The following is a 26395-nucleotide window of genomic DNA, read 5'->3' as shown; positions in this document are numbered from 1 at the left end:
TTTACAAGCAACCCGCTGTACGGTAAAGCATAGAAAATAGCGCTTATTTTCATAAATTATGACATTAATTGGCATTTTTTATGGTTTTTCCCTTGAAAGTTATGTGGGCCATCGCAATTAAAGATGCTAACTGCTAAAGTTACTTTAATAAACTGATGATAACTGACTAATGACGTGGCTATCTGGCTTGCCGATTGGCTTTTTTAGGTTTATTGCAACCGTATTTAATTTTTTACACAGATATATTTAGGATAATTTATGACTACTATCGCAAAAGACACTGCCGTCAAATTCAATTACACGCTAAAAGACGACGAAGGCAACGTGCTCGACCAATCACCAGAAGGTCAGCCACTTGCTTATCTACATGGTCACAGCAACATCATCCCAGGCCTAGAACAACAACTAGAAGGCAAATCTGCTGGCGAAAAAGTTAACGCTGTCGTTGAGCCTGCTGATGGTTATGGCGAATATCAAGAACAAGCCGTACAGCATGTACCACGCGATAACTTCCAAGGCGTTGATGACATCCAGCCTGGCATGCAGTTTCAGTCAGAAGCCGGTGGCCAAGTAATGTTGGTTACGGTTACTGAAGTGAATGATGACGAAGTAGTTGTTGATGCTAATCATCCATTAGCTGGTAAGCGTTTGACTTTTGATGTTGAAATCCAAGAAGTACGTGCAGCGACTGAAGACGAACTAAGCCACGGCCATGTACATGGCGCAGGTGGCGTTGAACACTAATCTCTATTAGAGCATTAGTAAAACGCTTAAACGACAAGTAAGTAAGATGAAGCTTGTCGTTTATTCTAAAAGGTCAGTAGATACGTCTACTGACCTTTTTTTGTGTTTTATGGCTTATGGATTTTTATGGCTTATTTATAGAAAAACACGTTCTTCCAAACGTAACAAAGCCGCGTAACGACGAGCGCTATGCGGCTTTTATTACCAACCATCCATGTTAACGCTATATGATACTTAATCCCGGAGTATCTTATAACTAGCAGGCATCCAGCCTTATTGTCCTTAATCAGCAAACCATCTATCCCTGACGCGATTTTAAGATACCAATCCCTAGTATCAATGAACCGTTTCGTTCAATCGTGCCGTACAGTTATAATCGCAGATTGATGATAAGTTAGTAAGAGGTCTAAGCGTCAATCCGTGTAAGCCTATGCTTACACGGATTTTTATTTAACTGCTTTTCTAGCTCACAGTGATACGCTTGCTAGAGACTGTCTTCAGGGCTGATCATTTTTTTTGAGTCAGCGCTGAGCATAATATAAGCCGCTTCATTGATGAAAGTTTCATCTTCAGGTAGCTCTGGGCGTTCATTGGCTTTCATTTGACTACGCTCTTCAAACTTCGCATCCATCGCGGCTTGATAGGTATTCCAATTGGCATACGGACGCTCACCTGTGGCGATGAGACGTTTATTCTCCGCCTCTAATGAACGCTTTTCGATCAGCTGCATCTTGGCGCGTCGGCTATTGATATCGAGCTTGACAGGTTTTTTCTCATCATCCATATTGCGAATATCGTTCAACGTTGATAAGTAAGTAAACTGTGGGTCTTTTTGCTGACGGATTGTAGACTGCTGATTCAGCGTCGCTAACGTATCGTTGGTAAATTTGCCTTCAGGCTTATAAGGTGCGGTTTTGATGGTATCCCAAGGCAGTGCTTTTTTCTGCGCGCGCTCACCAAAGGTCGCATCATCATAGATATTGACCAATTCGACATCGGGAACAACGCCTTTATTTTGCGTACTACCGCCGGTGATGCGATAGAACTTGCGCTGAGTTAAAGTCGCAGAACCTAGCGCTAAATTGTCCAGTTGAATCTGAGCAGAGCCTTTACCCGTAGTGGTACTACCGACTACCAAGCCACGGCCATAATCTTGGATAGCAGCAGCAAAAATTTCACTAGCAGAGGCAGATGCTAGGTTAGTAATAACGACCACCTTGCCATCATAGAGTTGTTCGCCACCATCATCATCACGGTACACTTGGATATTGCCGCGATTGTCACGAATTTGCACCAGTGGTCCACTCTTGATAAAGAAGCCGAGCATTTTGGCCACTTCGTCTAATGACCCACCAGGATTATTACGCAGATCGACCACGAGACCATCGATATTTTCTTTATTCAATTCTTTGAGTGCTTTTTCGGTATCGATACTGACGCTACGATAATCTTCTCCGTTACGGCGCGCTCGATAGTTCAAATAAAAGCTTGGTATCTCAAGGACACCAATACGTTTTGGCGTTTTATCGATATTAGGACGCTGTACTTCTACAACGCGCTGGGTCACGCCTGACTCTTCTTGCTGAATGATATCCCGAACCACAGTGACGGTACGAGCGCTGGCTTCTGGGGCACTAGCCTGACGTAACTTGAGCGTAACCGAAGTACCGCGCTTACCACGAATAAGACTGACAATCTCACGTGTCGACCAACCAACCACGTCGATCATGTTTTTGCCGTCTTTGGCGATCCCGACAATCAAATCATTGGGTTTAATCTGACCAGATTTGGCTGCTGGGCCACCATCCACCAGAGTCACAATACGCGTGTAGTCCGGGTTTTTACGATCAGGACGGATAGAGACGCCAATACCTTCTAACTGTAGACTCGATTGGATTTGTAATTCGTTTGCTTGAACCGGTGCATAATAGTTACTATGCGGATCATAGGTCAGCATGGCAGTGTTCAAGATTGTCTCCATGATTTCATCATCTTTGAGACGCTTGAACTGCTCTTGTTGACGTGACAAACGATTGAGTAAAATCTCACTGGGCGTACGCTCGTCATTACGTACTAAATCCTGTCCACGAGTGATGTCTGGATTGTTCAAGAATACTTGCTCTTTAGCTTTTTCGTCTTCTTGACCTAACGTGATACTCATCAACTGAAACTTCAACTGACGCGCCCAGTAATCACGCTGCTCTTTTTTGGACTTGAAGTGACCGAGCTTTTCACGGTCAAGTACGATAGTCTCATTGCTGGTCAAATCCAGATCCGTCTTTAGCATTTTGCTTGCCATGGCAAAATATTCGTTTGAGCGTTTACGATAGCGCTCAAACACCTCTACCCCTGCAGACAAATCACCACGCTTGAGACGATCACCGAATTCGGCGGCATACTTTTTCTTTAGCTCATCGACATCAGACTGCAAAAACAAGGTATGGTTTGGATCAAGGCTATCAATATACATAGACAGAATCTCGCTGCCTGTTTTGCTATCGAGCGGCTGATTGAGATAATGGCTGCGATCCAGCAAGGCGGCTACTTGACGAGTGGTGACTTTTTGTTCAGGTGTTTGGACGAAACCTTCGGTGTTAGTATCTGCCACTGCAGTGCCGTAGCTTTGGGTGAGAATAAGACCGGCGATGCCCACTGACGCTGCACTGAGTAACCACTGTGCTGGTTGTTTTTTCATCATATATACCTAGTTATTTTAAGTTGAAAGTATTATCAATTGTCATCGAAAGTATTTGCTTGGTGAGTCTCTATCCATCAAATTTATACCAAACCAAAAAAGCACGATTAGCGGTGTCAAACTCGTTTAGTCTACAATGCGTAGCACTTACACTCGTTTTCCTTGCTACTCTAATTTTTGTGAATGGTATTAGTTATTTTTTTACGGCGCAGCCTTTTCACTATTTGGCTTTTTAACGATATTAATTATTGGAAAAATACGACTCGCGTCTTGCGAAAAATCACTCAATACTAGCATGACCATAAATGCGTCATTGTCTCAATCTGTATAAGCAATATTACACTTTACCGCGGTACATACCAAACTTTCTATCACATTTATTGCTCGTGGCTACTGATCGCTATTTAACAGTTAATAGCCATTATTTTTGACCGATTTGACCAGCAGATTATACTCAATTCATAATAGCTGTCATAATATAACACTGAACAGTCGGTTGCATTTGAATCTGATATAAATGCAACTGCTGATATAACATAATAAGGATTACGCGATGTACGGCGTCTTAATGATTGATATCGATAGTACCGCACTGACTGCTGAAGATGTGAGTTTAATCAAGCAAGCTCAAGTTGGCGGGGTCATCTTGTTTGGGCGAAATGTCAAAGATGCCGCACAAGTACGTGCACTGTGTGATGATATACGCTATCACAATGCTGATATATTGATCGGTGTTGATCAAGAAGGTGGACGCGTCGCACGGTTACGTGAAGGGTTTAGCCCACTGCCAGCTATGGGGCGACTGGGTGACTTATTTAATCAAGATCCCAGCCATGCGCTTAGCTGTGCCTACGATTGCGGCTATCTAATGGCAGCAGAAGTGCTGGCCGTGGGCATTGATCTGAGCTTTGCCCCTGTACTCGACAGAGGTGGTATCAGCCAAGTCATTGGTGATCGTAGCTTCCATAAAGACCCGCAAGCCATTACTGCTTTGGCATCCCAGTTTATGCATGGTATGAAAGCGGCTGGGATGGCAACCACTGGGAAGCATTTCCCCGGTCACGGTGCCATCGCTCCTGATTCCCATGTATCAGAAGCCATCGATAGCCGTAGTTTAGATGAGATTATGAACAGCGATATGCAGCCGTTTGCCCAAACGCTGCCATGGCTTGATGCGCTGATGCCAGCGCACGTGATTTTTTCACAAGTGGATAATAAGCCAGCGGGATTCTCTAAAATTTGGCTCAAAGACATCATCCGTGATGCGCTTAAATTTGATGGGGTTTTATTCTCTGACGATTTATCTATGGTAGGCGCGCAAGCAGCTGGAGATATTAGCGCGCGCGTCAAAGCAGCAATTGAAGCTGGTTGCGACATTGCCTTGGTATGTAATGATAGAATTGCCGCCCATGAAGCAGCTAAAGCAGCGCAAAACCTACCCTATCCCAATCAAAAACGCATCAAAACCATGTGTGGCACTATCCCCGTTTGGCAAGGTGACCTTGACGCTACTTGTCAGCAGTTTGACTACTGGCAGCAAGCAAAGAAAAACGTGACTCAGACCTTTTTTAATACGTCAACAGAGCAATCATCTACTGCTACTGCTGAATCAAAAGATCCCACTGTCTATAGATAATAGTCGCTCATTTTTTGGCAAATAAAAAACCGCACCTTTTCAGATGCGGTTTTTTATATTAATTATTTTCTTATTATCAATAACTTTCTAAGGATTACTGACTAGAGACTACTGAGTATTCACTTGTGGATCTACTGCTGTACCACGACTTGCATCATCACTATCTGGCAATAGGTCATCATTGTTGCTGTCTAATGGATTCAAGTCAGGATCGAGCGCATCGCTGCTCATAATCATACCATCATTTGCACTGGTGGTCTCATCATTGACCACGAACTCAATACGGCGGTTGCGAAAACGACCTTGTTCCGTCGAGTTATCAGCGATAGGATCTGTTTCACCCATGCCTTTAGTGCTTAGTTTACTTGCATCAATACCTTGAGATACTAAGTATTCTTTTACAGATTCGGCACGATCACGAGACAGTTTCATGTTGTAAGCGTCATCTGCTTGGCTATCAGTATGACCGATAATCATCAAATTCATATTCGGTACTTCAGTGATTATCTTAGAGGCACGGTCAAGGAATGATTTGTTGGCATCAGGAATAGACGCTGCATCTACTTCGAAGTTAATAACCTGCAAGCTCAAGGCACGCGCCACATCACGTGGTTCAGGGTTTTCACCAAGGTTGCTCATCGCGGTGTCGGCAGCAGTTAAGCTGTTGTCAATCTCACTTTGTGCGTCTAATGCACCTTCGGCTTTTACTGTCATCGCAGGCGCTGCTGCTTGCAAATCAGCGACCAGCTTGTCTAAAGTTGCCGCATCAGGAGCATTGACCGTGATGGTATCACCTTTTATAAGCATACTGGCATTCGGTACGTTTTTGACGATAGGCAAGATAGCAGCCAGCTGGGCGGCGGCAGGCATATCTATCGCAAAATTATCATCAACATCGGCACGGCAATTATTGGCTTCATCACCAAATGCACTGGTCAAGGCATTCATGACATTGGTCTGTAGCGTCTCGTTACCAACATTCATACGGCAAGCATATAATTCACCGTTTTCACCTGTGGCGATACGCAATGACGCAGGCTCAACATCAGCGGCAACCGCTGTTGCATTACCTTCGGCGGCTTGCTCTTGGGTAATAGCAGGCGTAGCAACGGGCTCAGGATTTTCTTGGCAGCCTCTAAGCAATGCCCAAGCCAAAGCGCCTAAAATAATCAGACCAATGATGGGCAGCAGCGCTTTCATAAAACTGCCTTCTGTTTCTTCTTCGCGCTGAAGCGGTGCAGTGCTGACTGTATCAGACATTCGCGCACCTGTAGGCGCAGCGGCAATCATACCTGCTGGCAAAACTGTACTCGCCCAAGCAGGAATATGATGTTGGTAGCTAGCCGAGTTATCGTTTAAAAACTGCGGCACAGGTGTCGTCCCTGCCAAGCTCTTTATTTCATGGTACGCAAGTGGTGCTGCCATCGCGATTAAACCGCGAGAAGCCGTGACATCGACATTGTGTTTACCAGCAAGCTCACGAGCTATTTGGTCACGGTGTGTGCTATCCGTCCATACGCGCTCATGAAATCCCTGATCATCACGAGCGATATTCTCGCTAGAAAAGCGATCATGAGTATCTTTGTCTGCCAAGCGAGCGGCAAAAATAGCATAAAATTGCTCAAGCAAGTTTTTCTTAGCTGGGCTACGGTCATCTCCCAATACTGCGGGGCTTACCGTTCGCGTCAAATGGCTGATAACATCCATAATATAACTCTCCTATTAATACTTATTAGTATCAATCTATATAATTAAAATACTCAAAAATTTTGCTAAGAGATAAGAGCCGTAACCGTTAAAACCATCTTGGCAATATTCAATTTTCATTATTATAAAAGTATTAAGTAAGTGTTAACAATCAACACGTTGTTGTGCAAATGATACGTTAGGTAATGTTTCAGTTGTTACGCGTAACTAGAAAGATGACAAAGTACAAATCCCTAACATATCAATAGTGCTTTCGGTAGAAACAGGACTGCTTATTGAACAACAGAAATTAATATAGTAGATTCACTTTAAAACAGATACAGTGTGACTGGAATGAATTTTTCGTAGCCTCTGTGATAGCAGCAAGCAAGGAAAATTTATACCAGTCGCACATAACTAACAATGTATCGATTTTATTCCGAACTGACTATATAGCCGGTTCAATTTAGAAGTGGTACAAGGCAACAGAGTGTAGATGTATATTTAATACCTCAAGCGAGGTTAACGCTGTAACGCTTTTATAGTGGATTGACTATAGCAATAAAACGACTTCATCTGATTGCTTATAACCATCACCTTTAGCCATCACTTTTTATAAAAGTATTGAGATGTAATATGACTCATATTACATCTTAAGGGTCGGTTTAATCAGTTTCTTACTTGCGCAGGCTCAGCCACAATAACATTGCTGGCCATATTATCTACTTCAGACAAGGAGATAGGGCCTGATGGTCTATTGTTTGTAGGTGCACGGCTATTTGAATTACTCGGTAAATTGCTAGGCACATTAGTAAGATTGCCGTTATTGCTACGCACTGGTGTATTGCGGGCTGGTGCGGGCATCATACTATCACCGGTATCGTCATCTGTTGCTTGATACTCTCCAGCACCATTATTGTTTGCATTGTCGGCAAAATTATTACCATTAACGTTATTGTTATAAGCATTGTTTGCAGCGACGGCATCGGACTCAAACTGAGGGTTCTGACCATTCATAGCCGTCATATCACCTGCTCCGTTACTATTATTGGGTAATGGTAATGGTGCTACACTGTCAATCATCAGCGCTGGCGCTAACGTACGTATGTCAGTGACTAAGCGTTGTAGGAGCATATTGTCTGGCGCTTCTAAGGTCACTCGCTCATTTTGTAAATGCAGTCGAGCAAATGGTGTTGATCTCAACATAGTCAAGATATTGGGCAGCACCCCTGCTGGTATACTATTCATACTACTGGCCACGCCTACCTGTATGGTTAACTCGCAAATACTTGCCTGCTCACCGAAACTTGTATTGAGTGCCTGTTGTAGTATGCTTTGCAACGCTTCATCCCCGACCGTTGCGCTACAAGTATATAGACTGCCACTGTCATCTACCCCAACGATTAGCTCAACTGGCGTTAAAACCTGTGCTGCTGGTTCAATGGTAGGCGGAACAACGACTGGGGCGGTGGCCACAGGTTCTACTGGAGTCATGTTAGGCTTAATTAACAGCGCCCATGCCGCAAAGCCTATCGCTACCACTGCCAGTATCAATAAAAACACCCGTACCAATAAATCATTGCGTTGATTACGGCTACGGACTTTTTCTCGCTTCATGCTGCCATTTTCTGCCAAATGATGGTCAGCAGGACTAGTATGCATAACATCAGTAAGATTGTTTAAATTGCTATTGCTATGTTTACTTAAATTCACACTAGTATTTGGATGAACACTGCTATTCTCTATGGCAGCTGCTGTCGACGGCGTTATCGCGGTTGTATCAGAAGAGCTGACTTTGTCCTTTGGCATATCTGGCACAGCTGCTATAGTAGCATCCGCTCTGACACTCGGTGCACCGGATGGTTGATGGATACTTTGAGAGGCCGTGATAAAAGGTGCTGACCATGTGGGTAAATACTGGCGCAACGCCGATTGTTCTCTTTGCAAAAACGCAGGCAAAAACTGTCCATTCGCCAGTACTTTTAGCTCACGGTAGGCCAGTGGCGCAGCATTTATAAGTAACTGTACGGTAGCAAGCTCATCGATATGATGTGTGGCGGCAAGTTCCTGCACTAGAGTTTGCCGCATACTTGGGGCTTGCCATAGCTGCTCAAAGAGAGGAGTTTCTGGCACGCTATCAGCAACCACGACTTGATCCGATCTTAGCAACTGCGAATAAACTTCTGGCAAAGCCAAGCGGGCTACCAAAATCGCATAAAACTGCTCGAGGAGGCAGATATGGGCGACGCTGCTATTATCACCCAACACAGCTGGCGTGACATGTTGTTCTAGTTGCTCAATAATACTCATAACTGACGGCCTCTACCGGCTTTAATGTTTAAATATATAAAAGAAGTAAATCGTTTTTTATCTGCTTTGCTTGATGCCTGTACTTTAAATGTCTGTACTTTAAATGCCTATACTTTATAAGTCGCGCCCTATGAAACGGCTGTGCTGTCGGTAGGTGTTGCTATGCGTCGCTCATATAAACGATTTTATCTTATCTTAGATATACATGTAGACTTAAGTTTATTTTTAAGGCGCTGTAGACTGCTTGCTACAAATACATTTAGCATTAACGTTACGGTCAGTATACGAAGCATTACTTACTCTCTTTTATACACTGTTATATTGTTAATAATAAATGATTATTAAAGCACAGTTCTCTACATAATGGGTTTTTGACTTACCTTGATCGTTGCTGAATCGATGATCAGCAATCATTATGGGCACTGTCATATCACTACTTATTATTGATTGTCTTACCCAGTGGTTATTTAGCCATCACATTTAGGCGGTTCACCCTGTTGTATATACCACAATCACACACTAGGCTCGGCCTAAGGATTATCCTTTGCTTAACCATACGACCCTTATCATTATTATCACTGTTATTGTCAGCTTGTTGGCTTGGCAAAACAAGACACTGTTCAATCGACTCATTTTTTATCCACCCGCGGTAAATAATGGTCAATGGGATCGTTTTGTGACTCATGGCTTTATTCATGCTGACAGTATGCACTTACTGTTTAATATGTTTACTTTGTATTTTTTCGGTCGTGCTATCGAAGGGTTATATCAATCATTTTTATTCGGTTATGGTTTCGTGGTGTTTTATGTGTTGGCTATCATTATCGCGATGATTCCAAGTTATATTAAAAATAAAAACAATGCCAGCTATCTCAGCCTTGGCGCATCAGGCGGTGTATCAGCGGTATTATTTGCCTTTATCTTGCTGGCACCTTGGGAAAAAATCTATTTATTTGCAGTCGTTCCTATCCCAGCGATATTATTTGCCGTCGCTTACGTGGCTTATAGCATCTACGCAGACAAACGTGGTGGTTCAAACATCAATCACATGGCGCATCTGTGGGGCGGCGCGTTTGGCATAATCGCCACTATTATTCTGGAGCCACAAGTACTCCCGCATTTTTTAAACGCGTTATTATCGCCAAGCCTTTAAAGTATGATTTTTAGAGGTCTGTTTTAAGAAAGAAGCGTCACTTGGTTAAACTACTTAAACGAATGACGCTTAAATCTAAATCAGTTAAAAAAATTTAACTCCTTTTTAATTTCGTCGCGTTGCTCGGCATGTCGAGCAATTTTATACTTTAAGATTAGACAGTGACTTATGATTATAGATATTATCGGTGATATTCACGGTTATGCAGACAAGCTAGTGGGTCTGCTTACCCAGCTAGGCTATCGCCATAACGGACAGTACTTTGTGCCGCCAGTAGGTCATCGGGCATTATTTATCGGTGATTTGATCGACCGTGGGTCGCAGCAGTTGACCACGTTAGAAATTGTTTTTGCCATGCTGGATGCGGATGTTGCCGATGCAGTGATGGGCAATCATGAATACAATGCTTTAGCCTTTGCAACGCTCGACCCTAATAATCCTCAGGAATACTTACGCTCACACAATGAGACACATACGCGCCAACACGAGGCTTTTCTCGCAGAAGTGCCCTTTGGCTCAGAAAGCCATCGCTATTGGCTTGAGCGGTTATATGAAATTCCCTTATGGCTGGAGACTGACTATGCTTGCTTTGTGCACGCCTGTTGGGATGTGGACAGCATGGCGGTATTAGCACCCTTATTGACTGCTGATAACTGCTTAACGCCTAAAGGACTTGTCGTAACTGCTCAAGAGCATAGCGAGAATTTTGAAGCATTAGAGAGAGTATTAAAAGGCGTAGAGACACCGCTACCTGATGGCATGGTGATGGTTGATAAAGAAGGTACCGAGCGCACACGAGTGCGGGTACGTTGGTGGCTTGAGAGTCTGAACGAGCGTACGCTATATGAGGTGGCACGTGCCCCCTCCTCTGCATTGGCACAAATTCCAGTGGATGCCTTAGCAGAAAATATCAATTTTTCGCTCAAAACCGATAAACCCGTATTCGTCGGTCATTATTGGCTAACTGGGACACCTGAACCATTGAGTCCACAAGTTGCTTGTACTGATTATTCGGCAGCAGTAGAGAGTGGTTATCTAACAGGCTATCAGCTCGATACTGAGCAGCCTTTGCCACTTAAAGCCAGCAATTTTGTGCAATATCGCCATGACAAAGACCCAGTGATACAGTCATAATCTAAATACCATTTCACTCGCTTTAGCATTAATCGGTAAACTTGGCTTTACGAAGGCGGCAAAACTTTTGTATGATGGTCGTTTTGAGGATATCAAAGCATGAGTACCCAATCAGCTAGTGTTAACTCTGTTGAGCAAAACAGTCCAATCGCCTCTCCTGCTGGTCAGCCAAAAGTTGGCATTATCATGGGCTCGCAGTCTGATTGGGCAACCATGAGTGCCGCTGCACAATTGCTTGCAGATTTTGATATCGCTTTTGATTGTGAAGTGGTATCAGCACACCGTACGCCTGACAGATTATTTGACTATGCCAAAAATGCTAAAGGTAATGGTTTAAAAGTTATCATCGCTGGGGCTGGTGGCGCTGCTCACTTGCCGGGTATGTGTGCCAGTCAAACGCCGTTACCAGTATTTGGTGTCCCTGTAAAATCCTCGATGCTCAGCGGTTGGGACAGCTTATTATCTATCGTACAGATGCCAAAAGGTGTTGCGGTTGGTACTTTAGCAATTGGGGCGGCAGGCGCTTATAATGCAGCACTGCTGGCGATTCAAATCTTGGCCTTGCATGACGACGCAATCGCTACTAAGCTGGATACTCTACGCCAAACACAAACCGAAACCATCCTTGCCAGCCCAACACCGGGCATTATCAACAGTTAAAAGACACAACTGAGTTGATGATAGTTTCTAAAAAACACGAAGACCCATTATCTGATTATAAATGTTCTAAACTTGATATTTATGCTTAGATGAGTTCTACTAAATACAAGGTGCATACAGTGCACCTTTTCCTATTTTAATAGATTAGATTTCAGATCTAAATAGGGTCTGTTGAACATTCAAATGTGGAACTGGCAGTGGCTATTTTTTAGACAATACGCAGTGAAATTTTTGACGCCTAGTCGTTCTAGGGTAGACAATTTCGCCATGTATTGGCAAAAAATAGCCCTGCCCTGAAAGGCTGATGCTAAAATCACCCCAAACGTTGTTGTAAACCTAGCTAAGGTCTCGACATTATCGTCGGTTTACGCCTGATTTGATAAAACGTTTGGTGCAATTTTAGCGATCAGCAGTCCTAATATTTGAATGTTCAACAGACCCTAAACCGAATACCCTTTATTCATTTTTAATTCAAAGAGCCTGCCATGACCACAGCGAACGCTTATCCTGTTACCCAAACCATTCGTACTATCGGTATTTTAGGCGGTGGTCAGCTTGGCATGATGCTTGCCGAAGCGGCCATGCCATTAGGCTATCAGTGTGTGTTTTTAGAAGACAATGCTGAATGCCCTGCCAGCCTTTACGGGCGCGTCTTTCATAGCGAGCAACTAGAAGCATTTATTGCCGCAGCCGATGTATTTACATTGGAGTTTGAAAACACACCGACGGCGACGGTTGAACAACTGGCCAATTTATCAACATCTGGTAGCAAGCAAGGTATGTTTCCGCCACCGATTGCCCTTGATATCGCCCAAGATCGCTTAAAAGAAAAGCAGATGTTTAATGCGCTTGATATCGCCACCGTCCCTTTTAAAGCAGTCAACTCTGAAGCCGAGCTACAGCAAGCTTGCAGTGAGCTTGGACTGCCCATCGTCCTCAAGACCAGCCGCGGCGGTTATGATGGCAAAGGCCAATTTGTTATTAAGCAAGACAGTGATATCAAAGCCGCCTGGCAAGACCTCAAAGACGCTGTCAGTGGTAAAGGTGAGCTGACGCCAACGCCCGCGCCATTGATTGCAGAAGGTTTTATTCATTTTAGCCGTGAGGTCTCTATTATCGCGGCACGAGGACAGAACGGTCAGGTACGCTGTTATGATTTGGTTGAAAACCATCATCATCATGGTATTTTGGCCAAGACCCAAGCACCCGCGGTTGGGACTAGCCATTTATTTAAGCAAGCGACCGATGCGATTACCACGGTCATGAATCATTTGGGCTATGTAGGCGTGATGGCGCTTGAGCTGTTCGTCACCAAAGACGCGCGTGGCAATGATGCTGTACTCGCCAATGAGATTGCGCCTCGTGTACACAATTCTGGACACTGGAGTATTGAAGGCGCTGTTACCAGTCAATTTGAAAACCATATCCGTGCCGTGGTCAATTTACCACTCGGCGATACAGACAATGTTCATCCAGCGATTATGCTCAACGTCTTAGGGCAATATCCTGATATCAGTGCCGTGCTAGCTATCGATGGCGCGCATTATCATAGTTATCATAAGGCTGAACGCGAGGATCGAAAAATTGCACACATCACATTGATGCCCAATGATGTTGCCGATTTAGAGCCTGCCTTGGCCAAACTCGTCGCGGTACTTCCCAATAAAGTTGGTCTTGATAAAAAATTAGCCTCTGGTGCCATCGATAATCAGCCAAAAGCGACAGATCATTCGGCGGTTATAGCAGCTGATAAAACGTCTAAAGACAGCAACGACACGGTTAAAAATGATAACGCTATTAAAGACAGCCAAACCAAGTCAGTTATAGAGGCTAAATCGAAAACAGAGAAGGCTAAAAAATAATGCAAATTTGGGTGGATGCTGATTCGGTGCCATTAATTGCCAAAGATTTGATTATCAAAACGGCTGAACGGACGCAGACAATGGCTATTTTTGTCGCCAATCAGCCAATTAAGCTGCGTAAGTCTCCGTTGCTTATCATGACGGTAGTGCCATCAGGGTTTGATAAAGCGGATGATTATATCGTAAAACAAATACAGCCAGGCGATCTTGCGATTACCAGTGATATTCCTTTGGCCAATGATATTTTGGACAAAGGTGGCATGGTACTGACCACACGCGGTATGGTCTATGACAAAAACAATATCAAGCAAAAGCTCAATATGCGTGATTTTATGGATACCATGCGCGGTACTGGTGTGCTAGAGCTACAAGAGATGAGCGGACAAAAACCATACGGCGACCGTGATAAAAAAGCCTTTGCCGATGGTCTAAATCGTTTGGTACGTTGATTTTAATAATGCTATTTCCCTTCCACCCACTCTAAATCTCTCATAGCCTGTGCTCTTTGCAAACCGTATACAATCATAACCAAACACTATGCAATCGGCACGCTTCATAACGAAGTGTGCCAACCATTCTTGTTACGCTACATTCAGTTTTTACAACAACAGTAACGTACATAAGAATAGGAATGACTATGAAAATTTTAGTAATTGGCGCAAGCGGTCGAGTAGGAACAGATTTGGTCAAGCAGTTATTGGCTGATAATCACCAAGTGGTAGGCACTACCCGTCAACAAGAAAAATTGTTCAATGATGACAATTATAGCCAGTTGGATTTAGACATTACGGCTCAAAAAGACGCGATTCAGAAGCAAATCGATCAAGATATCGATGCGGTTTATTTTGTAGCTGGTTCTGGTGGTAAAGATATCCTAGAAGTCGATTTACATGGTGCGATCAAAACTATGCAAGCGGTACAGGACAAAGGTATCAAACGCTACATCATGCTCAGCACAGTGTTCTCATTAGACACCAAAAAATGGGACGAGCTAGGACTTGGCGACTTAAAAGGCTATTACATCTCTAAGCACTATGCCGATCAGTGGTTGGTAAATAACAGCAGCCTTGACTACACTATCGTACAAGCAGCGGCGCTAAAAGAACGCGAAGCGACTGGTAAAATCATCGTCAATGACAACAATTCTGGTGAAAACTCGATTGCAGACGTTGCCGCTACTTTAGTGGCTGTATTAAACGCGAGCAATACGACCAAGAAAGTGTTTGGTATGCATAACGGTGAGACAGCAATTGATGAAGCTGTAGCCAGTGTATAAGCTTATTTGATAACGGCTTATAGAAATCTAACGAGATTAGATCTTTAAAAAGCTCAAAAGAAGGGTCACTTATTTATTGGCGAGCGTTCAAACAGCCAATCGATAAGTGACCCTTTTGCTTTGTACGGTATTTAAAAATACAATATTTAAACATCAGTGATAAAAGCGATTTTCTAAATTAGAGTGTCAGATCACATAATCTATATAAGAAACTTTTTTCTTAGTAATACAAGCAAATAATAAAGCGCTTAATACTCTATTTTATTGATACAGTGTCGGCTATATTACGCCAAACCACTCGGAAACGGAATGACGTCCTCTAACCTATTCGCCCCTGTTGTCACCATGAGCAATCTATCGATACCGACGGCGATACCGCTACAGGGTATCAAGTCATCGGATGCTGCCAATAGGTGCTCATCGATTGGCATGACTGGCAGGTTATGACGCTGACGCAATTGATTGTCTTGCTCAAAGCGTGCCCTTAACGCCTGCCCATCTGCCAGCTCGTCATAAGCATTGGCAATCTCAATACCATTGATATATAACTCAAAACGCTTAGCCACCTTATTACCGTCTTTATCTAAAGCCGTTTTTGCTAATGCTGCCGTTGCTGGTGGATATTCTATAATCAAAGTCGGCAAATCGTGACCCAAGTTTGGCTCGACTGCATGGCTGAACAATAGGTCCAACCAACTTTGACGAATATCTTCTTCACTATTGGTTGCGCTGCTTTCTACACTATTAAAATCAAAACCGGTCAACCCTTTATCCTCTGCCACTGCTTGTAGCGCGTCTAGACTAGCCGTCAGCGGATGTATGCCGACGAAGTCCATAAAGGCATCAACATAGCGGTAATGGTTCATCACAATCGGATAGCCATAGAGCGCTTCTAGTAGTTCGCCAAGCTCAGCCGCCATATCGGCTAAGCTATAATTCGGCTGATACCATTCCAGCATAGTGAATTCAATATTGTGACGTACGCCTATCTCATTATCTCGAAAAACGGGACAAATCTGATAAATAGGCACTTGCCAGCTAGCCAGCAAACGCTTCATGGCAAATTCAGGTGACGTATGCAGGTAATAAGTACAAGGTCGATCTTGATAGGTAACTTGCGCAGCGACGGACTGCAAAAAAGTATCTGTATTGCCAGCTTGCGACAGTAGCGGTGTTTGCACTTCTAGTACTTGCCGCTTATTAAAAAACTGACGAATATCCTGCATGAATTGCGCACGCTGCTGCGCCATACTTAGTGTCATGGTGGGTGCGTAACTGGGCTTAGCATTCGGCTTAACAGAAGAACTGATTGATTGATTCATGACTATTTACTGTGGCTAATGAATAATAAAAATAGGTTTGCAAACTGAGTGTTGGCTTTAAAACTGCCATTCACGGCGCAAATGATAATCACGGCGCAGTTGATCAAAATCAGCACCATTAACTTGTCCATCAACTGCCTGACTCCGCAGAGAAGCATCATCTTGCATAATGTCATAGAACTTAATCAATCTATCTGGATGCGCCTTCAACTCAGACCATAAAAACATATTTATTGGTAACAGTTTTTGCATAGACTGAACAGGTGCGACCGCCAGTTTTTCACATAATGCATCATAGATAATTTGCGTGCCGCGCAGCTTCCCTTCTACGGTATAGCCAGCGATGTGCGGCGTGGCGATAGCCAATTTGGCCAACAAGCCTTCAGAAATCTCTGGCTCGTGCTCAAACACATCAAGCACCACTTGCCGCTCGTTACGCTCAATATCTGCTTCTAAATCACTCGCATTAACAACAGGCCCACGCGCGCTATTAATGAGCATGGTATGCGGCGACATCATTGCTAGAGCCTCTGCATTGATTAAATGACGCGTTGGATAATCACTGCCATTACTGCTTTGAAAACTTTGTCCAGCCGCAGCCTTTTTGTCCGTGAGTGGCACATGTAAACTGACAACGTCGCTTTGGCTAAGCACTTGCTCAAAACTGGCATTATTCGTATCTGAAGGGTGTAATAATGGGTCATAGCCTAATACTTGCCAGCCCAAAGCAGTCGCATACTGAGCGAGTGTACTGCCAATATTACCAAGCCCAATGATGCCCAAGGTTAATGGTGGCATTGATGATGTCATTGATGATGTCATTGATGATGGCATTGATGATGGCATTGATGATGGCATTGATGATGGCATTGATGATGGCATTGATAGCGTCGTTGATGGCTGCCAATACTGCGGACGCAGCGTTAAGATAGCCGTCAGTACATATTGGGCGACCGAATGTTTGCTACAGCCAGCAGCATTGGCAAAGGTGATATTGCGTGCAGCCAAATAATCTTGATCAACATGATCGGTACCGATCGTTGCAGAGCCAACAAACTCCACACTTTCATTATCAGCCAGTAATGCCTCGTTTACTGACGTTACAGAGCGTATTAACAATATGGTTGGCTGTAATTCGGCAAGCAATTGCGCATTGATATCACGTCCAGCTACTTTGATAATATTTACCGTCTGCTCAGTCGCCTGACCAAGCATAGTGGCAGTAAAAAACTCATCAAGGCTGGCGATATTACTATCCGCCAAAATAGTGATTTCTGTTACTGTATCCGTCATCGCGTTAAGCCTTATTAAATATCTTTATCGATCGGTATTTTATTCTTTATGACTCAGCTGCTTTCACTTTGCTCATCAACCGCTGATTGTGTGTTTTTATCGCTCAACATGATTTCTTGTGGGGCGAATATTTCATTTTTGTGTTGCGATATCCACTCACGCCATACCGCAAGACCGATAGCCAATACCACAGGACCGATGAACAGACCAACGAAACCAAAAGCTGTTAACCCGCCCAAGACCCCGATAAAAATAATGATGAAAGGAATCTTGGTGGCACCGCTAATCACGATAGGACGGATAAGGTTGTCGACCCAGCTGATGACCAACACGCCCCACAATGCCAAACCAATACCTTCTACCGTATGACCCTGACTTAATAACCAAATCGACACCCCGCCCCACACAAATGGCGTACCAAACGGGATTAAGGCAATGATGAAGGTGATAATTGTCAGTAAAATAGGACTTGGTGCACCAGAGAAATAATAACCAATACCAGCAAGTATCGCCTGTGCCAATGCGGTCAGCCCAATACCATATACTACAGCGCGAGTGGTCGTACCCACAGAGTCAATATAACCATCGATACGATTGCCAATGATGTTACGTAAGGCTTGACGTATTTGGCGAACTAAGCTTGTGCCATCACGATAAAAGAAGAACAGGGTCATCAGCGCCATACCAAGCTTGGCAAGACTACTGAACACCACATCAAAGGCGATTTTGCCATAATATAAATGGGACTGTACCCAAATACGAAACGCTTCTAGCGTCCCTTCAGGGTTCTTATTGATGCGCCACAGCACATCTTTGACTTGTTGACCGATAATCGGTAAATCTTTGACAGAATCAGGTACGTCCAAATAACCTACTTTAATACGATAAATTAAGTTACTGATGATACTTAAGGCTTCCTGCTGCAAAATAAAGATACCGACCACGAGCGGCACGCCGATCATAAGAGAGATGTTCACGGTCATAATAGCGGCGCTAAAGTTTGAGCTGAACTTTACGCGTTGGTGAAAAAAGTTATAAATAGGAAAAGTAACGTACGCTAAAATCGCCGCCCATAGTGCCGGTACAATAAAAAACTGTACCACTTGAAAACATAATATAAACAGCACAACCAATAAAGTAATGGCCAATAAGCGCTGAATAATAAATTCTTTTGTCCAGTTTTCTATCATAGTGTATAAACCAAAAGCGGACAGCAAAACCTCATACGGCATTACTGCAAAGTTTATAAATAGGTGAACAGCAATCTACGGGCAATTTCCGTAGAGGGTATCCATTAGCGAGGGTGGTTGGCTATAAATATACAGGTCAATATTGGCTACAAGTAAGCTTGCCTCACGTCAACCGTAACACAGTTGATGTCGATAATGTCTTAGAAAATAGGACAAGAAGCAGACTACCTACCGACAGGTATTATGCAACAAAGTAGGTCAAATAAATAACTCTATGTTGTAATCTTTCCTTACAATTTTTTTGGGCTAACTTCACTCGACCGTTACGTTGTTAACCAAACCATCATACATAGAATGAATGCCGAAAAACAATAACCATTGAGTACTATTTGCTGTCACTTTATGAGTCACTATCTAGCAAGGTAAATCACTGGCGCGTTCTATTAGTATCAACAATTGATGTTATACTAGAATAATTGTTTTGAAATTTTAAGTGCCGCTACCTTAATTTGACCTTATTTATTTTCGTCATCATTAGAGCGCACCCTTTATCATAACCCTTCTTTATTCTTCCTCTCTAAACGCTGTTAATGTCTAGCTTTTTAGAGTAGTGCAGCATAATTTGGGTCTGCTATATAAGCATTACATTAATGCTTATACAAGCGTTGTACGCATCATGCGAGTTCGACATACGAACTCACGGTTAAAAACAATGTAAAAAAAACCATGACTGACGCGCAATGCTTTGATGTAATTTCGGATTAATTTTTATTTTAAACCAACACTGATCCACCAAATTTTAAATACTATATTCATAGGAACAATAACAATGTCAAAAGACAATGATAACCCTAACCTTACTGCCTCAAATGAGGCGAGTAAGACCACTAAAACCCAAGACAGCGTTACTTTTGCTTTAGCCCAGTCACACTTTTTGGTCGGTGATATTACCGCCAATGCAGCAAAAATGCGCACGCTGGCACTAGAAGCTCGCGAGCAAGGTGCTGATGTGATTGTCTTTCCAGAGCTCGCACTATTGGGCTATCCACCCCAAGACTTACTGCTGCGCCCAAGCTTGTCAGGTCGCATCAAAAGCGCTTTATCTAGCTTAAGTGATATCGATGACATCGTCATGATCGTTGGCTATCCGCACGTCGATCACCATGGTACGTTCAACTCAGCAGCCATCCTGCATAATGGGCATCAAAAAGGCTTTTATCATAAACAAATATTGCCAAACTATGGCGTGTTCGATGAGCGCCGTTACTTTGACAAAGGTCGCAATCAAGTCCTATTTGATTATAAAGGCATCACTATTGGTCTACTCATCTGTGAAGACTTGTGGGAAAAAGGCCCTATTTCTGACCTCAAAAAGCAAGGCGCGGATCTGGTCATCAGCTTAAATGCCTCACCTTTCGAAATTGAAAAACAAGACAGTCGTAAAACCATGCTGACCAAACGCAGCCGTGAGAATGGCCTCCCCATCATCTATGTCAATGCTGTTGGCGGTCAAGATGACTTGGTCTTTGACGGTGGCTCTATGGCAGTTCAAGCTGATGGCAGCGTTGCCCACGAAGCGCCACGCTTTATGAACCAATTGCTACTCGCGACCTTAGATGTCAAAACTGCCAAATTCAATGCGCAGTCTAAAGCACCTTTGACCCTCAGCCGCGAATCAGAGATGTATCAAGCACTGGTGGTTGGCTTGCGTGATTATGTCAACCTTTCAGGATTCTCTGGCATTATCGTCGGTTTATCAGGTGGTATTGATTCGGCATTAACGCTTTGTATCGCGGTCGATGCCTTGGGTGCGGATAAAGTTTATGCGGTCATGATGCCCTATGAATATACGTCACCAATCAGCTTAGAAGACGCACAAGCACAAGCCCGTCGTCTAAATGTTTCTTATACGGTTTGTCCAATTTTTGATGCGGTCGAAGGCATTCGTCATACCCTTGCCCCGCTATTTAATAAATCACCTGCGGACACCACTGAAGAAAATATCCAAGCACGTGCTCGCGGTGTTGTATTGATGGCACTGTCCAATAAATTTGGTCATTTGGTCATCACGACTGGCAATAAATCAGAGCTGGCAGTTGGTTATTCAACCTTATATGGTGATATGGCAGGTGGCTTCGATGTGCTAAAAGATGTTTATAAATCACAGGTTTATAAACTGGCCAGCTATCGCAACCGTCTAGAAGACACGCCTGTGATTCCTGAGCGCGTGATTACCCGTCCCCCATCAGCCGAGCTACGCCCTGACCAAAAAGATCAGGACAGCTTACCTGACTATGACATCTTAGATGGCATTTTGATGTCTTATATCGATGAAGACATGGGTTATCAAGATATCGTGGATAAAGGGTTCGATGCTGACTTGGTCGCCAAGGTTATTCAAATGGTCGACAATAACGAATTTAAACGCTGTCAGGCACCAATTGGCACGAAGATCAGCCATAAAGCTTTTGGTCGTGAGCGTCGTTACCCATTGGTGAATAAATGGTCGATAAAAGGCTAGGTTGCAACCATTGTCTGACTGCTACCGTAAAGAAGTCAGACAATGACGACCTCCTTGTTCAAAAATCAATCTTTAATTATTGGCTGGGTGCTTGCCCAGCTTTTTTAGTTTCTGACTAGAATGTGTTGAACATTCACAAATAAGCTTTTCGCGTCCACAAATTGAACCCTTTATTTTTAACCTAACTACCCTACCTATTTCTATCCGAGTATCTCATGAGCTTGCTAACTGCTGGTGTGTTTATCTTTTTATTAATTGCGCTCAGCGCCCTTGTCTCCAGCTCCGAGCTAGCACTAGCCTCCGCCCGAAAAATCAAACTACAAGTGATGGCCAAAGAAGGCGAAGTGCGCGCGCTTGATGTTCTCAATATGCAAGAGCATCCTGGCAGCTTTATTACTGTGGTACAGATCGCGCTCAATGCGGTGGCCATTTTGGCAGGTGTTATCGGTGAATCAGCCATCAGTCCTTATTTAGAGCGTCTATTCGGTCATGAAGCGCTCGCCTCTGTTGTGTCATTTATCATCATCACCAGTGTCTTTGTGCTGTTTGCCGACCTGATGCCCAAACGTCTCGCCATGTCCAACTCTGAACCGATTGCTATCAAAGTTGTGCGGCCAATGATTTTTTTAATTTTTATATTAAAGCCGATTATTTGGGTCTTTGATGGTGCAGCGAACCTGATTTTTAATTTATTGGGTATATCGACTGTCCGTCAGGATGAGATGACGTCAGAGGATATCTACGCAGTGATGGATGCTGGTGCAGAAGCTGGGGTGATTAAACATCAAGAGCATCATTTGATCGAGAATATCTTTGAGATGCAAGAGCGCACGGTGACCTCAGTGATGAATCCACGCGAACACATCGTCTACTTTGATACCAAGGTCAGTACGGAGCAAGTGGTTGAGGTCATGATCAAACAACCACATAATAAATTTTTGGTCTGCCATGACGATGATCTAGAGCATATCATTGGCTATGTGGAGTCACGCAGTTTTTTAGCCTTAGTGCTTAACCAACAAGAGGTCAGCTTAACCAACAAAGCCTTATTAAAACCGGCGCTGTTTGTGCCTGATACTTTATCTTTGTTTGAAGTGTTAGAGATGTTTAAATCAACCGGTGCTGACTTTGCCGTTATCATTAACGAGTATGCGTTGGTCGTTGGAGTAATTACCTTAAAAGACGTCATGAGTATTGTCATGGGCGAGCTGGTCACCCTAGAAGATCAGCCCATTGTTCAGCGTACTGATAACTCTTGGCTCATTGACGGCATGACCCCAATCGAAGATGTGATTCGCTCACTTGGCATTGTCAATCTACCGCACAGCCAGAACTACGAAACGATCAGTGGTTTTATGGTGTATATGCTACGCAAAATTCCAAAGAAAACTGACAGCATCGAATATGCCAATTATCGCTTTGAAATTCTTGCGACTAATAACCTCAAAATTAACCAGCTATTAGTGACTAAGCTCGAAGAAGTGGCTTAATCGGCTCAACATGCACTAACCTCTACTACCAAATATGGCGGTGCCGACTCGCACCATGGTCGAGCCATTGGCAATCGCCTCTGCCATATCATCACTCATGCCCATACTAAGCGTATCCCAGCCAGTTAATTCTGGATAGTCACGCTTGATGGCTTCAAATAATTGCTTGGTGCGGCTAAAAGCATCAGTGTTGGTTTTAGCAGGGATAATCATCAGTCCACGCAATTGCAGACGCGCATAACCTTTCATTGTGGTTATCAATTCTGGTAACTGCGCTGGCAAACACCCTGACTTGCTGTCTTCATTATCAATATTGAGTTGAATCAGAACGTTCAATGGCGGCAACTCGCTTGGACGTTGCTCATTCAGACGCTTCGCAATGATGTCGCGCTCAACCGTTTGTACCCAATCGAAATGCTCGGAAATATCACGCGTCTTATTACGTTGAATACTACCAATATAATGCCAAACAACAGACTCGCCTATTGCTTGAGATTTTAGAGTACTGATTTTTTCGATGGCTTCTTGCAGATAATTCTCCCCGAAGTGGCGTTGTCCTTGCTCAGCTAAAGTAGCAATCATCTCGGCAGGCTTGGTCTTAGAAACCGCAAGTAAAATAACCTCGTCTGATGCGGTATCTTTGGCTTGTTCACCTGCCTGCGTCACTTGTCGTATGACCTGCTGCCAGTTATCAATAAGGCTTAATTTATCAAAATTATTTTCAGTATCTTTCATATACAGCTCACAAGAATAAATGGTTTGATTATTTGTTTTGATTTTTATTAGGACTTCCATAAAAATTTTGCCATGAGCAAAATTTACACAATAAATAAATAAATGACTGTCTAATTTTACATTTTCTTAGCCTAGTAGATGGTTAAATGCCAAGAGTCTTGTTATGATATTGTTACATGGTTTAACATATACTACTAAAGATAATAGTAATAGTAACAACCATAGCCTAGCTCATCGCTAAATAACTGATCTAGCAGAGGATGATTGATAGGGTTATCGTTTACAGCCTGCTGCTATGCTCTTTTTGTCTTACCCTTATTCATTGATAGGAATGCCTGATTATGGCTGAAAAAAACAATCTAAGCATCGAAGATCTGCTGCGCTTTACGGTCAAACATAAGGCATCAGATCTACATATTTCAGCCGGTATGCCAGCGATGATTCGGGTGGATGGTGAGATGACGCGTATCAATATGCCAACGATGACGCATCAAGTCGTGCATCAGCTGATTTATGACATCATGAATGATAAGCAGCGTGCTGACTTTGAAGAGTTTTATGAGACGGATTTTTCTTTCGAGATTCCCAACTTAGCGCGTTTTCGGGTCAACGCTTTCAACCAAAATCGCGGTGCAGGCGCTGTCTTTCGTACCATTCCTTCCAAAGTACTGACTATGGAAGACTTGGGTATGGGTGAGGTGTTCAAGCGTGTGTCAGATCTCAAACGTGGCGTCGTCCTAGTAACAGGTCCAACAGGCTCAGGAAAATCAACCACGCTCGCTGCTATGATTGATTATATCAATGAAACCCGTAAAGAGCATATTTTAACCATCGAAGACCCGATTGAATTTGTCCACGAATCTAAAAAAAGTCTGGTTAACCAACGTGAAGTACACCGTGATACCTTAGGTTTTGAGCCAGCGCTACGTTCAGCACTGCGTGAAGATCCTGATATTATCCTTGTTGGTGAGCTACGTGACCTTGAGACCATTCGTCTGGCCTTGACTGCTGCTGAGACCGGTCACTTAGTTTTTGGCACTCTACACACCAGCTCAGCGGCTAAGACCATTGACCGCGTGATCGATGTATTCCCTGCAGCGGAGAAAGACATGATTCGTGCCATGCTGTCGGAGTCGCTACAAGCGGTAATCTCACAAACCTTGTTACGTCGTCAAACTGGCGGACGAATTGCCGCGCATGAGATTATGCTGGGTACGCCAGCGATTCGTAACTTGATTCGTGAGAATAAAATCGCCCAAATGTACTCCGCTATCCAAACAGGTGCCGGCGATGGCATGATTACTCTAGATCAAACGCTTAAAAACCTTGTGACAAAAGGCACGATCAGTAAAGACGTTGCTCGTCCTTATGCCAAGCAGCCTGATGCATTTTTATAGCAGTGCTGATTTGATCAGAGCTACTAACTACTACTAATAGCCAGTGACTTTTTTATATACCTTTTTATACACCTTATTTATTTTTAATAGTCATGATTATTGATCTTTAAAAATGGACTTTAGACAATTTTTAATCGATTTACACCGAATGTAGGTAAGATATGGATATTGATAAACTGTTACAGTTAATGATCAATAAAAACGGCTCCGACCTTTTTATTACCGCTGATGTAGCGCCTTCCATGAAGATAAACGGGAAAATTCTACCCGTTGGTAAGACGCCCCTGAGCGCTGAGCAAACCATGCTATTGGTCAAAGGGGTAATGACGCCAAGTCAACAAAAAGAGTTTAAAGAGACAAATGAATGTCAATTTGCCATTACTGATGAAGCACAGCAAGCACGCTTTCGAGTCAGTGCCTTTGTACAGCGCGATATGGCGGGCATGATTTTACGGAAAATTGAGAATAAAATTCCAACCGTTGAAGAACTACGATTGCCGCCAGCATTGAAGGAGCTGGCCATGAAAAAACGCGGTATTATTCTATTGGTTGGCGCAACCGGCACCGGTAAATCAACCACTCTGGCTTCCATGATCGGTCATCGCAACCAAAACTCTCATGGTCATATTATTACCATCGAAGACCCGATTGAATTTGTTCATAAACACCGTGGCTGTATCATCACTCAACGCGAAGTCGGCATCGATACCCACTCTTTTGAGGCGGGTCTAAAAAACACCTTGCGCCAAGCACCAGACGTTATTTTGATTGGTGAAATTCGTAACCGCGAGGTCATGAGTTATGCGATCCAATATGCAGAGACTGGTCATTTAGTATTCGCCACCTTGCACGCCAACAATGCCAACCAAGCAATTGACCGTATTATTCACTTCTTTGAAACCAGTCGCCACAATCAATTATTTATGGATTTGTCGCTTAACTTACAGGCCATTATCGCGCAGCAATTGATTCCAACCCCAGACGGTAAAGGTCGGCGGGCAGCCATTGAAATTTTGTTAAACTCACAGCTGATCAGTGACTATATTCGTAAAGGCGAAGTCCACGAAATCAAAGATGTCATGACGCGCTCCCGTGATAGCGGTATGCAAACCTTTGACCAAGCGCTCTTTGATCTATACGAACAAGGCGAAATCACTTATAAAGAAGCCATTCTCCACGCTGACTCTCCTAATGACTTACGTCTCAAAATTAAACTGAGCAGCAAAAATGGTACGGCTAATTTAGACGAAGGTGCTGATAGCTTATCGTTGGATGTCAGCTAATCTGTAGC

Annotated in this window: 19 protein-coding genes; 12 read left to right on the top strand and 7 right to left on the bottom strand. The window is 43.5% G+C overall.

The genetic code is table 11. The features are described 5' to 3' along the window. Window positions 1-258: 258 nt before the first annotated feature. Window positions 259-744, top strand: coding sequence for an FKBP-type peptidyl-prolyl cis-trans isomerase (locus tag ACTQ9T_RS08335; RefSeq protein WP_010201899.1), 486 nt, complete (start codon window positions 259-261; stop codon window positions 742-744). Window positions 745-1228: 484 nt separating this feature from the next. Here ACTQ9T_RS08335 and ACTQ9T_RS08330 read toward each other — a convergent pair whose 3' ends face one another. Continuing rightward, window positions 1229-3439, bottom strand: coding sequence for a carboxy terminal-processing peptidase (locus ACTQ9T_RS08330; RefSeq protein WP_201592677.1), 2211 nt, complete (start codon window positions 3437-3439; stop codon window positions 1229-1231). 553 nt (window positions 3440-3992) lie between these two features. Here ACTQ9T_RS08330 and nagZ point away from each other — a divergent pair. Beyond that, window positions 3993-5075 (top strand): beta-N-acetylhexosaminidase, encoded by a 1083-nt coding sequence (nagZ, locus tag ACTQ9T_RS08325; protein ID WP_440464750.1) that lies wholly within the window; start codon window positions 3993-3995, stop codon window positions 5073-5075. A gap of 108 nt (window positions 5076-5183) precedes the next feature. On the opposite strand, the gene ACTQ9T_RS08320 is transcribed toward nagZ, so the two are convergent. Together ACTQ9T_RS08320 and ACTQ9T_RS08315 are read right to left on the bottom strand one after the other, a co-directional pair. Next, window positions 5184-6782: an OmpA family protein gene (locus tag ACTQ9T_RS08320; protein WP_440464749.1), complete on the bottom strand. Its 1599-nt coding sequence runs from the start codon at window positions 6780-6782 to the stop codon at window positions 5184-5186. Window positions 6783-7430: 648 nt separating this feature from the next. Further along, window positions 7431-9071: a hypothetical protein gene (locus ACTQ9T_RS08315; protein ID WP_440464748.1), complete on the bottom strand. Its 1641-nt coding sequence runs from the start codon at window positions 9069-9071 to the stop codon at window positions 7431-7433. Window positions 9072-9615: 544 nt separating this feature from the next. Here ACTQ9T_RS08315 and ACTQ9T_RS08310 point away from each other — a divergent pair. The 6 genes from ACTQ9T_RS08310 (at window position 9616) to ACTQ9T_RS08285 (ending at window position 15156) form a co-directional block, all read left to right on the top strand. Continuing rightward, entirely contained in the window at window positions 9616-10224 is a 609-nt protein-coding gene (locus tag ACTQ9T_RS08310) for a rhomboid family intramembrane serine protease (protein ID WP_010201910.1), read from the top strand. 168 nt (window positions 10225-10392) lie between these two features. Then, complete coding sequence (locus ACTQ9T_RS08305; protein WP_440464747.1) at window positions 10393-11358, top strand: metallophosphoesterase; 966 nt, start codon at window positions 10393-10395, stop codon at window positions 11356-11358. Between the two features lie 99 nt (window positions 11359-11457). Next, window positions 11458-12018 (top strand): 5-(carboxyamino)imidazole ribonucleotide mutase, encoded by a 561-nt coding sequence (purE, locus tag ACTQ9T_RS08300; protein ID WP_440464746.1) that lies wholly within the window; start codon window positions 11458-11460, stop codon window positions 12016-12018. Window positions 12019-12503: 485 nt separating this feature from the next. Beyond that, the gene (locus ACTQ9T_RS08295; protein WP_440464745.1) at window positions 12504-13880 is read left to right on the top strand and encodes a 5-(carboxyamino)imidazole ribonucleotide synthase; all 1377 of its coding nucleotides are present in this window, start codon (window positions 12504-12506) and stop codon (window positions 13878-13880) included. Further along, window positions 13880-14329: a YaiI/YqxD family protein gene (locus ACTQ9T_RS08290; RefSeq protein ID WP_440464744.1), complete on the top strand. Its 450-nt coding sequence runs from the start codon at window positions 13880-13882 to the stop codon at window positions 14327-14329. Before ACTQ9T_RS08295 ends, ACTQ9T_RS08290 begins: the two co-directional genes overlap by 1 nt. Before the next feature lie 188 nt (window positions 14330-14517). Further along, window positions 14518-15156 (top strand): NAD(P)H-binding protein, encoded by a 639-nt coding sequence (locus ACTQ9T_RS08285; protein WP_194620774.1) that lies wholly within the window; start codon window positions 14518-14520, stop codon window positions 15154-15156. A gap of 284 nt (window positions 15157-15440) precedes the next feature. On the opposite strand, the gene epmA is transcribed toward ACTQ9T_RS08285, so the two are convergent. The 3 genes from epmA to ACTQ9T_RS08270 are packed head-to-tail and all read right to left on the bottom strand — an operon-like array spanning window position 15441 to window position 18961. Beyond that, a complete protein-coding gene (gene epmA, locus ACTQ9T_RS08280) occupies window positions 15441-16478 on the bottom strand; it encodes an EF-P lysine aminoacylase EpmA (RefSeq protein WP_440464743.1) in 1038 nt (345 codons plus the stop codon). A gap of 57 nt (window positions 16479-16535) precedes the next feature. After that, window positions 16536-17771 carry a 4-phosphoerythronate dehydrogenase gene (locus ACTQ9T_RS08275; RefSeq protein ID WP_440464742.1) on the bottom strand — a complete coding sequence of 412 codons (1236 nt, stop codon included), beginning with the start codon at window positions 17769-17771 and terminating at the stop codon, window positions 16536-16538. A gap of 53 nt (window positions 17772-17824) precedes the next feature. Next, on the bottom strand, window positions 17825-18961 hold the full coding sequence (locus ACTQ9T_RS08270) for an AI-2E family transporter (RefSeq protein WP_440464741.1): 1137 nt from the start codon (window positions 18959-18961) through the stop codon (window positions 17825-17827). Between the two features lie 829 nt (window positions 18962-19790). Here ACTQ9T_RS08270 and ACTQ9T_RS08265 point away from each other — a divergent pair. Together ACTQ9T_RS08265 and ACTQ9T_RS08260 are read left to right on the top strand one after the other, a co-directional pair. Beyond that, complete coding sequence (locus tag ACTQ9T_RS08265; RefSeq protein WP_201592660.1) at window positions 19791-21482, top strand: NAD+ synthase; 1692 nt, start codon at window positions 19791-19793, stop codon at window positions 21480-21482. Window positions 21483-21697: 215 nt separating this feature from the next. Further along, window positions 21698-22972, top strand: a complete 1275-nt coding sequence (locus ACTQ9T_RS08260) for a hemolysin family protein (protein WP_010195738.1) — start codon at window positions 21698-21700, stop codon at window positions 22970-22972. A gap of 15 nt (window positions 22973-22987) precedes the next feature. On the opposite strand, the gene ACTQ9T_RS08255 is transcribed toward ACTQ9T_RS08260, so the two are convergent. Continuing rightward, window positions 22988-23707 (bottom strand): YggS family pyridoxal phosphate-dependent enzyme, encoded by a 720-nt coding sequence (locus ACTQ9T_RS08255; RefSeq protein ID WP_440464740.1) that lies wholly within the window; start codon window positions 23705-23707, stop codon window positions 22988-22990. 341 nt (window positions 23708-24048) lie between these two features. On the opposite strand from ACTQ9T_RS08255, the gene ACTQ9T_RS08250 reads away from it, so the two are divergent. Together ACTQ9T_RS08250 and ACTQ9T_RS08245 are read left to right on the top strand one after the other, a co-directional pair. After that, entirely contained in the window at window positions 24049-25104 is a 1056-nt protein-coding gene (locus ACTQ9T_RS08250) for a type IV pilus twitching motility protein PilT (protein ID WP_010195743.1), read from the top strand. 161 nt (window positions 25105-25265) lie between these two features. After that, a complete protein-coding gene (locus tag ACTQ9T_RS08245) occupies window positions 25266-26387 on the top strand; it encodes a PilT/PilU family type 4a pilus ATPase (protein WP_189582949.1) in 1122 nt (373 codons plus the stop codon). Window positions 26388-26395: the final 8 nt, after the last annotated feature.

The sequence above is a fragment of the Psychrobacter sp. ASPA161_6 genome (assembly GCF_051970285.1).
Lineage (GTDB): Bacteria > Pseudomonadota > Gammaproteobacteria > Pseudomonadales > Moraxellaceae > Psychrobacter > Psychrobacter glaciei.
The sequence above is the reverse complement of the archived record's forward strand: the minus strand, read 5'-3'. Positions and strand labels throughout refer to the sequence as shown.